Source organism: Mesorhizobium sp. 43Arga, from assembly GCF_053714255.1.
Genome location: NZ_JBSKBO010000009.1, coordinates 132,610 through 145,056, shown reverse-complemented (window position 1 = coordinate 145,056; position 12,447 = coordinate 132,610). Strand labels below are relative to the sequence as shown.

Annotated in this window: 10 protein-coding genes; 4 read left to right on the top strand and 6 right to left on the bottom strand. The window is 57.5% G+C overall.

The genetic code is table 11. The features are described from left to right. The first annotated feature begins 23 nt into the window (after window positions 1-23). Window positions 24-788, top strand: a complete 765-nt coding sequence (locus ACWGS8_RS27010; protein ID WP_454583773.1) for an NADPH-dependent F420 reductase — start codon at window positions 24-26, stop codon at window positions 786-788. A gap of 109 nt (window positions 789-897) precedes the next feature. Here the strand turns inward: ACWGS8_RS27010 and ACWGS8_RS27005 are convergent, their stop codons facing one another. From ACWGS8_RS27005 to ACWGS8_RS26995, 3 genes are all read right to left on the bottom strand, one after another. Then, window positions 898-1,131 (bottom strand): hypothetical protein, encoded by a 234-nt coding sequence (locus tag ACWGS8_RS27005; RefSeq protein ID WP_454583772.1) that lies wholly within the window; start codon window positions 1,129-1,131, stop codon window positions 898-900. A 561-nt stretch (window positions 1,132-1,692) separates the two neighbouring features. Further along, the gene (locus ACWGS8_RS27000; protein ID WP_454583771.1) at window positions 1,693-2,637 is read right to left on the bottom strand and encodes a hypothetical protein; all 945 of its coding nucleotides are present in this window, start codon (window positions 2,635-2,637) and stop codon (window positions 1,693-1,695) included. Between the two features lie 66 nt (window positions 2,638-2,703). After that, the gene (locus ACWGS8_RS26995; RefSeq protein ID WP_454583770.1) at window positions 2,704-3,087 is read right to left on the bottom strand and encodes a hypothetical protein; all 384 of its coding nucleotides are present in this window, start codon (window positions 3,085-3,087) and stop codon (window positions 2,704-2,706) included. 110 nt (window positions 3,088-3,197) lie between these two features. On the opposite strand from ACWGS8_RS26995, the gene ACWGS8_RS26990 reads away from it, so the two are divergent. Continuing rightward, window positions 3,198-3,986 (top strand): class I SAM-dependent methyltransferase, encoded by a 789-nt coding sequence (locus ACWGS8_RS26990; RefSeq protein WP_454583769.1) that lies wholly within the window; start codon window positions 3,198-3,200, stop codon window positions 3,984-3,986. A 121-nt stretch (window positions 3,987-4,107) separates the two neighbouring features. On the opposite strand, the gene ACWGS8_RS26985 is transcribed toward ACWGS8_RS26990, so the two are convergent. Then, entirely contained in the window at window positions 4,108-4,797 is a 690-nt protein-coding gene (locus ACWGS8_RS26985; protein WP_454583913.1) for a class I SAM-dependent methyltransferase, read from the bottom strand. Between the two features lie 372 nt (window positions 4,798-5,169). Between ACWGS8_RS26985 and ACWGS8_RS26980 the strand changes: the two genes are divergently transcribed. After that, a complete protein-coding gene (locus ACWGS8_RS26980) occupies window positions 5,170-6,606 on the top strand; it encodes an MBOAT family O-acyltransferase (RefSeq protein WP_454583768.1) in 1,437 nt (478 codons plus the stop codon). A gap of 2 nt (window positions 6,607-6,608) precedes the next feature. After that, window positions 6,609-8,099 (top strand): alginate O-acetyltransferase AlgX-related protein, encoded by a 1,491-nt coding sequence (locus ACWGS8_RS26975; RefSeq protein WP_454583767.1) that lies wholly within the window; start codon window positions 6,609-6,611, stop codon window positions 8,097-8,099. Window positions 8,100-8,113: 14 nt separating this feature from the next. Here the strand turns inward: ACWGS8_RS26975 and ACWGS8_RS26970 are convergent, their stop codons facing one another. Together ACWGS8_RS26970 and ACWGS8_RS26965 are read right to left on the bottom strand one after the other, a co-directional pair. Then, a complete protein-coding gene (locus tag ACWGS8_RS26970; RefSeq protein ID WP_454583766.1) occupies window positions 8,114-10,906 on the bottom strand; it encodes a rhamnan synthesis F family protein in 2,793 nt (930 codons plus the stop codon). 20 nt (window positions 10,907-10,926) lie between these two features. Beyond that, window positions 10,927-12,444 carry a methyltransferase domain-containing protein gene (locus ACWGS8_RS26965; RefSeq protein ID WP_454583765.1) on the bottom strand — a complete coding sequence of 506 codons (1,518 nt, stop codon included), beginning with the start codon at window positions 12,442-12,444 and terminating at the stop codon, window positions 10,927-10,929. Window positions 12,445-12,447: the final 3 nt, after the last annotated feature.

Here is a 12,447-nt window from a genome sequence, read left to right as displayed (position 1 = left end):
CTTCATGACGCTATTTATCGATAGTGCGCAAGGGTGCATTTAGGTTGTCACTATGGCTTCCCCACCCTTGGACATCTTCGAAAGGCACAAACATGAAAATCGGCATTGTTGGCGCTGGCAATATCGGCAGCGCACTCACCCGTCTCCTCCGGGCCGCAGGGCACGAGGTCACGATCGCCAATTCGCGCGGACCAGAATCTTTGGCGGACCTGTCGGCGGAAACCGGCGCGCGGGCAGCTGCGATCGAAGATGCTGTCCGCGGCCAGGAGGTCGTGGTTGTCGCCGTTCCTACAAACAAAATCCCTACTCTGCCCCGCGAACTTTTCGCGGCCACGTCCGCCGACGTCGCCGTAATCGACACGACCAACTACTACCCACAACAGCGCGATGGTCATCTGGACGGAATTGAGAACGGGAGCACCGAAAGCGAATGGGTCGAGCAGCACCTTGGGCGTCCGGTGATCAAAGCCTTCAACACTATAGAAGCGACCCATCTTCAACCGGGCGCCAAGCCGGCCGGCTCTGCGGACCGTATCGCTCTGGCGGTGGCGGGCGATGATGCCAGGACCAAGTCCAAGGCCATGGCGCTGGTCGACGGGATCGGCTTCGACGCCGTGGACGCGGGCACCATCGCGGAGTCATGGCGTCAGCAGCCGGGCTCACCCGGTTATCTCAAGGACTATGACGTCAAAGGCGTCCGGCGCGCGCTCGCCGAGGCGAGCGCCGAACGTCAGCCCGCGTGGCGCGCAACGCCCAACAGCCCCGGCACGTACGAGTCGCCGGCGTAGGCGCCCTTGGTCCGCCCCCATCCGCCCCACCCACAGAAGGTCGAGGATTAGCCGATGCGCACTAGCTGAGCTGATCGGCGGCAGATCGAAGTGCCGGGGTTGAGCCATTTCATCGTTGATGATGGATGTCCTTGTCGGCAGGGGCGTTTTGCGCTCCTTGTTCGAGAGCAGCGAGGAAGCTCTCGGCTGCGTCCTGTACCCGGTCTCGGTCGCCGGTAGCCAGCAGGTCGAGCAGCAGCCCGCGAATGGTCGCAATCACCAGTGTGGCCCTGCGCGTGGCCGACGCTTGGTCGACGTAAGGCCCCTGGGCGTCACGCAGGATGTTCATCCAGTCGGCGACCACGCGCTCAAGAAACCCTCGAACTGCCGCGGGGCCCGAAGAGCGCGTCCGTAGACGGCAAGGAACAGCCTGAATTCTGGCCATAGCTGCGGGTCCGAGGTGCGCGTCCAAGCCTCTCGAGCCGCCGTGACAAGGTCCGGTTGCTCGCCGAGCGTGTCGGTGGATGCACCCAGGACACGCTCGCGCAATCGTCCGAGGACGGCAACGAGCATCTGTTCCTCAGCGGCGCGTTCCCGCATAGCGGCAAATCGCCTGGCGACATCAGATCGGGGTACAACAGGCCCTAGGATCAGGGCGGCAAGAGCCGGAAATCGGTGCCCACCAGCAGCACAGCCCGCCGTCGACGACAATGGTCGCATCGGTGAAATAGCTGGCATCGTTGGAGGTGAGGAACAGGAACGCGTTGGGTCGAGATATTTCCAAATTCCTTCGATAAAGCCAGCATCCGGGGCGGACGACGGACCTAAAGATAGCGCTCGACGGTGCTCCGGACCATCGCGGGGTCGGCGGGAATCAATAGAATATTGGAAGACTTGTTTCCTGAAGCTGAAGACAGCGGAAATATCAAGATGATGCTGCGAGATGCCCGATGCCGGCGGCTTCCCGCCCTGCCAGTTTGATGATTTCGGCGAATCTGGCGTCGTCAATCTGTCCGGCCATGCAGACTCCGTCCGTACGCCATCCGGGCCGTGACATTTCCTCAAATTCAGGATCCCGCAGCCGGTCGGCCAGCCTGCGATTGGAAACGAGATAGGCGTCTTCAAACTGTCTTACGACATAGGTCGGCAACCCGAACGGAGGCCCTGGCAGGTGTCGTTGAAGAGCCAAAAGCGCTTCTGACATCGGAGGCAGACCTCTCTCGTTGAGCATTCGGGCAACCTCGGTCATTTCGGCGTTAAGGCTCCGGTTCGCGTGAATTTCCTGCACCTGATCGATCGTGTCGATGCAAATCCCCAGCCGCACCTTGAACGCGCTCAGCAGCGAACGCGGGCTATAGTTGATCATCCGCATGCCGGCATCGGGAAATGCGCCGGCCCAGTTCTCATAGAGGCAATTCCAATCAAGATGGGGAAGATATTGGGCGCCGTCTACAATATCGCTGCGCCGGAGTGACTTGATGTCCTGCGCATAGCCGCTAGCTGACAGGATGTCCTGCCGCCTCAGGACACAGACGATCATGACGACGTCCACATTCTCCTGCCTGAAATATTCCGCCACATGCAGCGGGTCGCAGATATGGAAGTATTCTGACGATATGATCGACACCAAATCGGGGTCGGACGAGTACAGCGTCTCCTTCTCGTCAGGAAGGTTAGCGAGACCCCTGATATCGTCCAAGGCGCGCCGCGACACGTCCTGGACGAGACTTGCCGCAACTTGATGAGAGGCCATGTCAGGAGCGACATGGAAGCCGGCCTGTCGCAGGATGAGACTGTTGTATCGGAGCCAGTTCTGCAGGAACGTGGTTCCAGTCTTGGCGAGGCCGATATGAAGGATTGCCCCGGGCATGAGTGCGAGCTCTATGGACGACCTGTTTCTCTATTCCTACGCCTAGTCGGCCTGGTTGAGCAACGGTCAACGCTCCTGTCCGTTCTCGCTTTCCGTTTTACCGAAAAAGCGATCTCCGAAGCGTTTGGATGACCAGAACTCGCCGCGACGCGAATTCGTGTCGGAGTTCCTCCGCGCCCGGCATGCGGCGCCCAGCGCACAGCGCCACGCGATGCATATCGTGTCGAGCGACGAGTGGGTGGCCGACGCAGCGGACGAAGCGGAACTCGATTGATCGGCACAAGACCAAGCGGCGGCAGCTTCCATGTGGCGTGCATACACGATACTTCTTCTTCTGCCCGGAAGCCCGATGGAACGCCCATGGCTGGCCACAAGTAACAAACCATCGCTGGAGCTTGAACTTCTGACCGGGGCTTCAAGGTGTTGAACGTCGTCGACGAAGAATTCCATGAACAAACGTGACCTAAAAGGCACGCCGCTGGTTGTCTAATTGTCTCCAGATTGTAAGTTGATGGCAGACGGCTTGTGGTTGGCGGCAGAGAGTTGCTCAGAGAGAACCGATGTCAGATATCGATATTGCGGGCATACTGGCAGAGCATGAACCACTCGCCCGGTCGATCGCCGAAGCGAAAAAGGTCGTCCATGAGATCAGCAAGGATGACATGCTGCTCGATTTCTTCGTCCGGGCCGTCTTTCCGACAGATCACCGCAAAGCGATCGAAGCCTATTTCACTGGGGGAGAAGATTGCGCCATTCGCTTCGCCAAACTTTGCCGCGAGCACCTTTCATCTGGCCCGTCTAGCGTCCTTGAGTTCGCTTCGGGCTATGGCCGCGTCGCGCGCTACGCGATGCGCGTTCTGCCGGATGCAGCATGGGTTTGCAGCGACGTTCACCCAAATGCCATCGAATTCCTATCAAACAAGATCGGCGTTAGGGCACACCTCTCGTCCACAAAACCGGAGGACTGGGCCATCGACAACCAGTTTGATGCCGTCTTCGCCCTATCGTTTTTCTCACATATGCCGGACGCCACCTTCGCGCCGTGGCTTTCTCGCGTTTTCACTGCGGTGAAGCCGGGGGGCATCTTTATTTTCACAACGCATGGAGCCGTTACTCTCCGAAATATAAGGGCTGGGGGGGTGCGTGCGGAATTTGATGACAGCGGATTTTATTGGAACTCCAGGAGCGACCAGCGCGACTTGGACGCTCGTGACTATGGGACCAGCGCCGTTTCCCTTGGTTATGTTCAAGAAGCCGTGTCTGACATCGAAGGAGCCGAGCTGATCCGCTTCCAGCAGGCGTTTTGGTGGGGACACCAAGACCTTTATGTCGTCAGCAAGCTCAATTAAGGAGCTTGCTGTACAAACCTCATGCGTCGCATGAGGAACGCGACGCCGGCGCCCCGCGCGGCGGCCCGTCTTCGCTGCCACAGGGTCAGGCCGATCTTGGCGTACGAATCTGGAAGTAATATTATGCCGTAAATAGCCTTTTGCGAGCAGCTATTGCCGTGGCATCTGGGTATGAAACCGTATTTATATTGACCGATGCGAAGCCAGCTCGAATTGGAAATGTCCAAGCGTCGGCCCCAAACTCGGTGTGCACCATGAAGTCATGTCCCGCTTGGTTCGAATCCCCGTGGTAACTTGGCGGAAGCCCCTCTCTGTCGCGCGTCAAACGACCGACAATTGTTGGGACAGTATAACATAGGCATCCATCTTCTGAGAGAACCCGTCCGCATTCCCGCAGAGCTTGAATCGGAAATGGCACGTGTTCCAGCGTATCGGAATGAATGACGAGATCAAACTGATTATCTCCATAGGGCATGGACTGCATATCTACCAATGGGTAGTCGGCACGGGTATACAGTGGGAGAACCGAGAGTGCCGCAGACAATGACGAGCCGTTGATATCGAGAATACGGAGGCGGCGCGCTTCACCTGTATTGACAAACTCCACCAACGTCTTGGTTGTAGCGACAACTTCGCGAATTGCGTTGGCCAGTGCAATCCCTCTTAGATTTGAGCCGCAACGAGTGCATTGCGTGCCTTGCTGCCGGTCAACATAGGCAACCTCGGCCGACGATAAATTCCACTCGGCGATCAGCCGAGGCCAAAGAACATTGGTGTCTCGGAATTCATCATTCCCGCAAACTGTGCACACCAACAAGGGGATCCTCCATAAGACACGTATTCAGGGCATTCGCACAGAGGGCCAGACGAATGATAGTAGCAGTTCGCCAAGGGACCAGGCTATCGCCATCATGCCCGGTGTGGTTTTCCGAATCCGCTGCAATGTCCGAGGTGTGGTTCTGGTGCTTCGGCACGAAATCGCCATGCGCTGCACCAGCAATCACTATTTTCTTGCTGGGTGGACCTGATTCCGCCCAGTGAGGGTTCCCAGCGGCGCCGGCCAACTTGCCGAACTCAATTCACAGCCTGTTGTCACAGAGGAGCGCGGCGCTGGTTCGGGAAGGAATCCAGGCCAAGTCCTGCGTATTGACTTCAATCCGTCCATTTGCGATCCGAAGGACAAGTGGGTAAAACCGATCGGCGCGAAATGGTATTTTCCGACCAGGCATTTCTCTTCCTTTACCTACCGGTCACACTATTTCTTGGCTCACTGCTAAGTCGAACGAGATTTTTCTCGCCGTTCATCCTAGTATTCAGCCTCATCTTCTTCTACTGGTCTTCAGGACTTTACATTCTGCTGCTGCTCTTTAGCATTGCGCTGAATTTCGTGGGCGCGATCGCTGTGGAGCGCTGGCATCACAAACTTGTGGTCACCCCTGTTGTCACAATGAACGTGCTGATCCTCTGTTACTATAAGTATACGGCCTTCATTCTTGGCTCTGTCGGATTCCTCCGGTCCGAGATTTTGCAACATTTCGCGCAAACCATCATTCTCCCGATAGGAATCTCGTTTTTCACCTTCCAGGGCATCTCCTATGTCATCGACGTGTGGCGTGGGGAGGTAAAGGCCGAGCGCAACTTGATGGTGTTTGGCGCCTACAAGGCCTTCTTCCCGCAGCTGATTGCCGGCCCGATCGTACGGTATCGGGACGTCGAGAAGGACTTCCACCATCCTGATCTCAATGCGGATATCTTTGCCGCCGGGGCCGGTCGGTTCATGGTAGGCCTTTGCAAAAAGGTCCTTATCGCCGACAGTGTCGCGGGCGTCGCAGACGCGTCCTTTGCCCTTGCCGGCACCGAGCAAACCTTTGCCTCTGCGTGGCTCGGGGCAATCGCCTATTCGATCCAGATCTATTTCGACTTTTCTGGCTATTCGGACATGGCGATCGGTCTCGCTATGATGTTCGGAATTCGGTTCAAGGAAAACTTCAACCACCCCTACGCTGCGTCTACGATCACCGAGTTTTGGCGTCGGTGGCACATCTCGCTGTCGGGCTGGTTCCGCGACTATCTCTATATCCCCCTTGGGGGAAACAGGGCAGGCCCGGCGCGAACTTACGCGAACCTGATGATCGTGTTCCTTGCGACCGGGACATGGCATGGGGCGGCATGGACGTTCGTCCTGTGGGGCGCATACCACGGAACCTTTCTTATAGCAGAACGCCTGATCCTTGGAGGAAGGGCGTTTTCATCTCAGATCGTTCGGATGATCTATTTCTTTCCCGTCGTGATTTTCGGATGGGTTCTGTTCCGCGCAAACGACCTATCAGCCTTCGCCAGCCATGTACGCGCCATGCTGTTGCCGCTGGCAGACGGGGCCTTCGGGTTGCCCGGGTCGATGGAGCTCGCGCTTTCGCCCCAGGGCAAAATGGCTATGCTATCAGCCTGCCTCCTCATAGTCATTCAGGGGCAGGTAAGTCCCTTGGGTGTGGTGGTAGCCGGAGCAGCGGGCCGTGCCGCGTGCGTCGCCCGGCTTGTCTTCGTCAGCGTCGCAGCAGTCATCTGCGCGATCTACATCGTACCTCAGGCCTTCTCACCGTTCCTCTATTTCAGGTTCTGAGTATGAAATTGGCGAATATCGCGACCATCGGAGCCTTCGCAGCCTTTCTCGCTGCGCCCGTCGGCAGCCTGGTGCTGATGGGACTCGACCCGACCGCCGAACGAGCTATCACCTTGACCGAACTCACGTCGGCTAAACTGCTGACGCCAAATGACGAGGGGTACCGGAACGACGTAGCCAGAAGGCTTGTTAGCAATTCTCCAGTCGGAATGGACGCCATCCGCGCGAAGAATGCCCTGGATTTTAAGGTGTTCGGCTTCGTCAATACATCCCAAGTCATCTCCGGCGCTGATGGATGGCTGTTTTACAAGCCTGGGTTCCAGAACGGCGCATGTATGTCAGGGCACGATATTGGCGTCATGCTGGCGCATGTTGAAGCGTTGCGTACGATAGCGAAGGGGATCGGCATAGACTTTCGTATGTCCGTCTCACCAGACAAGGAGGTTGTGTACCCCGAGAAACTTGGGCCTGCCGCTGAAGCCGCTGCCGGCTGTAAGATCCTCTCATCGCGAATGTGGCGCCGCATCGCAAAGACCAGTAAATCGAGCATAATAGACCATTTCGATGTGATGGGTCACGACACAACCGATGACCTGCTCTACTACAGAACGGATACCCACTGGAACGAGCTGGGGAAACTCAAAGCCGTCGGGCAACTCGTCTTCACGTTGACGGGCAGAAAAGTGGACGGCCAGATTCTCTCAAGCAGCCAAGTCATGCATGCCACCGACATGCCAAACAGGCTAATGAGAATCGACTACAAAGAAGCCGAAGGCGTCTATGATGACTACGTATCTCGAACGTTTCCGGACGATAGCGATCAACGGATCGCAGATGCATTTATACTTCACGACTCATTTTATGGCGTAAGCTATGATTTGCTAAAGCATGTCTTCCTCAATCCTCATTTTGTATCCTACGGGAACGAGAATATCGAACCAGAAGTCCGCAATGCATTGGCGAAGTCCCCGAAGTATGTCCTGGTGAACTCCGTCGAGCGGAACATGCTGTCGCGAATTCTCTACGGTGAGCTGTCCTGGACAGGGGTGCTCGGCCAGGCGCTTCTGGACGCCAACGCGAAGGTGGCTCGCGGGTGCAAAATGTCGGACGCTGCGAAAGATGGGCTGAAATTCGAGAACCTGAGCAAACAGTCGTCGGGCGACTTCACCGCGGGGGTCGATCCCCAGATTCTCATACGATTGGCGGAGCATGGCAGGCCCTGCGTCCGGATCTCGTTCGAGACTCCGGCAAGACAGAACACCTATGTCTACCTGCCAATCAGAGACCAGGTCAATCAGAACGGGCCATACTTCGAAGGGTTCTCGTTGATGCTCACCGATGCGCCGGGAGCGCGCGACTTCTGGTTTGTTTTCCCCGTGGACTTTGCCGGCATGACTTTGAGGGTTGATCCAATCTACTCCACCGGAACGCTATCCGACCTCAGAATACAAACCGGGGCACTCCCCTCATTCTCGCCTGCATCGAACATGTGAGCACGCCTCGCCTGTCACCAACTCGTCCCGGCTGCCCGCAAACCAGCGGTATCGAATCCGGCCTTGTGCGCAACAAACGGCATCAAGCGCTCCATCGCGTGGAGGAGAGTGCCGTCATAAGGAACGGGCTCCGATGGGTAATCATTCCAATCCAGGCCCAGATCGCGTAGCGGCAGCAACACCTTTGGTCGGCACCAGAACATGGTTCCCAGCGGGAAATCGAAAAAGTCCGCCAGGGGCGTGGCGATACCAATCCGTCTCGCCAAGTCCTCAGCGATTTCCCTGTTGTCGTTCCAACCGACGAGGTGCGGATCCTCCGCCATCAAAAGGCCAATCGCCGGTTTCGATGCGAAGACTGCGGCTGCAAGGTCGAGCATCGCGTGGTCACCACCAACCAGATTCTCCCAAAGGAAGTGGCGCCATGCCTCACCCATTGCCGCGTCCGTGCCCACGCTCCTCTTGGCGTGCACGTGGCCGATTAGATCGTAGCGACCATCAAGCAACCGCGGCAAGAATTCAGTAAGAAGCGGTCCGACATCGCGCCCCCTGTTGGGAACGATTGCCATTTCGACGGAACCGTGGTGGTCATCAAAGACTGCTCGAAGATGTCTGGATTTCGCGTCGGTGTCCGTGGACAGGAACAAATCGCAGCGCGTGCGGTTACGCTTGAGCCGGAAAGCCAGATCATCAGCCAGATCTTCATAGTAAAAATGGGCATGAAGGGCCACACGCTGCATATCTTCCGACGACCGGTAAATGCCGTTGACAGGATTGAAAACGTCCCGGCACCAAGGGCCGACGGGGCGCCCGGCGCGGAGCCAATGGGCTAAGGGATGGGCTTTTCCCGGGCCGCACTCGTCTGGATTGGCTTGTGCATAGCTTTGCGGATTGAAGCCCGCACAAGGACGACGGAACTCTGGATTGGCTGTCGAATCGCCCGAAAGGCCCATGATGCTCCATTGCTGGAGCGTGCGCCGCTCGGCTTCCAACTCCTCAACGGGTGCTATCCCTGGAGGAAGAACCATATCGCGATCGACAGCAGCAGCCACCATCAGGGTGGCAAGATCCTCGTCATGAAGTGCTGCCGCCGATGCTTTGCCCCACTCCTCGATTTGTTGAACATAGGCGCTCATGTTGTAGGCCGCGTGTCCTACTCGCGCCACTTCCGCTCCCAGGGCCTTTGCCTTGTCGCGGTCGTCCGCCAGCCCGCACAAGATGACGGCTGCGGCATGGGTATCGAGGTGAGGTGCGATGAGAGAACGCGTAGCCGCATCGGCCCCTAGGATTTCCGCCGTTCCACAGGCTCCTTGGAAGCACACGGTCGGGATGCCGCGCACAACCGTATCGATCGCTACGTTTGGCTGCGGATCGAGGCGAGAACTGAGAAGAAAGGCGTCTGCAATGGCATATGCAGGTTCCAGATCCGATACCGGATCAAGCATCACCAGGCTATCTCCCAGATCCGACTGTTCTATCTGGTAGGCGAGATAGGCCGAGTAGCCACTGTCATGCTCTGGATCGTACCCATGACCGATCCATACAAATCGAAAGCGAACATCCGGCCGCAACCGTTTTGCTGTCGCAGCTGTGCTTATGAAAAGATCAACGCCTTTACGAATTTGCACCCAGCCGGCGCCAAGCACCAGAAAGGAAGCCTCCTCACCTTCGGGCCGCAAACGATGCAGGAACTCGGCCCTTTCTTTGTCAGCAAGCTCATGGGCTGAGGAAGCTGGCGGCGGATCACTGCGCCCCTGAGCCTGGATATGAATTCCGGGGCGTCTTTTGAGGTCAGGAAAGGCCTCGTACGAAGATTGGGCAACGATCTTCGCTGGAAATACGACATGCTGCGCCCAGTCAAAAACGTTACGCATCTTGGCTAGGGGGCGCGTATAGGCGGCAAACTCATGCACCAAGGCAACGCTCGGCACCCCAAAGGAGGCCAAGGCAGGCACCATGATCTGCGTCTCTATGCTGTTGGCGATGGCATAAAGTGGCCTGTATTCCTCCGTAATCCGCTTGGCTAGCCGGGTCGCATCCACCCAGTTCCAGTCCTCCCATGTCAACGGTCCAACGGACGAGGCGGCAACGGCGATGAAGTCTTTTTCCAGTTCTCCACCGCGCAACATCAGGGAAACCACCGTTGCCGTTTTTGCCAGTTCCCGGACAAGGTTCCAGCCCAGCATCGGCGCGCCTGTTCTCGAAGCCTCGTGCGAAATCAGAAGCACGACAGGCTTTTCGGACTGCGGCAAGGGCGAAAACTCTAATCTATCAACGACTGAAGCTCCTCGCCTACCTTCGCGCCTGCCATGGTCCTGGTAATGCAGTAACGGCGAAATCCCGGCGCTCGCGACATCTGGATAACGTTCCCGATAATAAGCTGAATCAAAAAGAGGCGAGGCGCGCCAGCCCATCGGCTCACCAACCACCGCATAGTGCAACGCCGGATCCATACCGGCCGGCAAACGGTGGGCGTAAAACTCAGCATCGAAGTACGGTGAGACACGCAAGGCTGCAGCAAGATCTTCAGCTTCTTGCCTATTCGCGGGCAGATGTCCCACCAGAGCCGAAAGTTCTAACCAGACATAAGCAGGCGGCTTGAACATCCCTGCCGTCTCGTAGAAGGGACGCAAGAAATCGCCGTTGAATCGCGCATTTGGCTCCAATCCGATCCGCCAGCCAATTTCGGCATAGTGTCCTGCTGGATCCCGCAGTTCCGGCCGGTTAAGGGCGGAACGGTAGTAGTCGGCATCGACAAACCGCGCTGCTTCCAGGATAGCGACGAATTCACGGCGAATTTCATCAGCCAATATGCTCTCGCGACTATCCATCATGTGCGTCCCGGTCCAAGGACACGATTACGGACAAAGGCGCGGAGCGAGCGGGGAAAGAGCCGGGCCGCGCCAAGTATACCAAATCGTTTCAGAATGGCCTCGAGGCGGCGGCGCAGGCCCAGGTAGCGTTGCTCCCATTCGGCAGCCTGGCGCTCTAGATCCGCAGCCCGGCCCTCGCATTCGGCATTTCGCTGCCGCAGTTCTTGGGCCTCGGCGGCTTGTCTGAGACGCGATTCCGCAAGAAGGTTCGCGTGGCCCCGGAAAGACGTTCTCAGCACGTCCCGCTGCAAACATGCCGCGGCGAGTTCGGCGCGCACTTGAGCCAACTCGGATCGCAGCGCGTCGAGTTCAGCCGAACGTTCGGACGCCGGAAGCGGAATATCGGTTGCCGTCGAATCAGAGGTCCCGGTCGGATACTGCTGAGCCAGGGCCAAAGCGGCTTCGGCTTTTTCGGCCCGTTCGACTTGAGCCTTGATGGTTTCACTAGCCGTTTCAATTTCGCGACGGAACCCGGAAGCCAGCAGTTCCGTCTGCTCCATGTGACTTCGAAGATCTGCGTGAGCGGCATGCGTCCCGGACTGAGCCAAGGCCAAAGCGGCTTCGGCTTTTTCGGCCCGTTCGACTTGAGCCTTGATGGTTTCACTAGCCGTTTCGATTTCCCGGCGGAGACCGGAAGCCAGCAATTCCGTCTGCTGCATGTGATTGCGAAGCTCTGCATGAGCCGCAGCGGCACTCTTTGCCTGGGCCAGTATTTCACCGATCTCGCTCGTTTCGATGAACAACGAATTAGGAATACTTGGGAGTTCTGCTTCCGACGCAACCGCAATATTGTAAGACGGTCGAGGCAAGCTGTGACTGCCCTCGTAATGCGTTTCTCCTCGTCGCTCGAACGTCAGCGTTCTCGATATTCCAGCCTCGTCATCTGCGATAAGCGTTGATCCGAGTAGCGGTCTTTGAAGGAGTATCAAGACATTGCGGAACACTCCCTTCAGCAGCGTCTCGAACTCCACACGCGAGAGCTCGTGCACGTGATAGGGATTGGCAGGGCTTCCGGGCGGAGAATAGACATCTCGTTCAGGAGACGAAAGGATGAGAAAACCGGCTGGCCGCAAAACGCGCTGAACCTCTGCGATGAACAGATCATGTTCAAAAAAATGCTCAAGCGTTTCGAACGATACGACCACGTCGACACTCGCATCTTCCAAAGGCAAACTGCGAGCGTCTCCTTGCAGATAGCGAAGGTTGGGAGCGACATAGCCTCCCTGGGCGTGCGCTACCGCCTCCTCGGACAACTCGATGCCAACAACCGATCGCGCGACTTGGGCCAGGAGAGCGGAGCCGTAGCCCTCGCCAGATGCGACATCGACAACATCCAGGTCGCGGCAAAGAGCCCGGGCGAGAAAATAGCGATGAAGGTGCTCGATCTCCACTTGACCCGCCGTAGCGGTTGTCAGCCGTTCGCCCGTCCATTCCAGTGCTTGCCGCGGCAGGACCCGTTCGAATATTTCTCCCATTTG

Excerpts from the sequence above, each read along its gene's own strand:
- ACWGS8_RS27000 (WP_454583771.1), bottom strand. The coding sequence starts at position 2,637 with ATGCCCGGGGCAATCCTTCATATCGGCCTCGCCAAGACTGGAACCACG.
- ACWGS8_RS26995 (WP_454583770.1), bottom strand. The coding sequence starts at position 3,087 with ATGGAATTCTTCGTCGACGACGTTCAACACCTTGAAGCCCCGGTCAGA.
- ACWGS8_RS26990 (WP_454583769.1), top strand. The coding sequence starts at position 3,198 with ATGTCAGATATCGATATTGCGGGCATACTGGCAGAGCATGAACCACTC.
- ACWGS8_RS26975 (WP_454583767.1), top strand. The coding sequence starts at position 6,609 with ATGAAATTGGCGAATATCGCGACCATCGGAGCCTTCGCAGCCTTTCTC.
- ACWGS8_RS26965 (WP_454583765.1), bottom strand. The coding sequence starts at position 12,444 with ATGGGAGAAATATTCGAACGGGTCCTGCCGCGGCAAGCACTGGAATGG.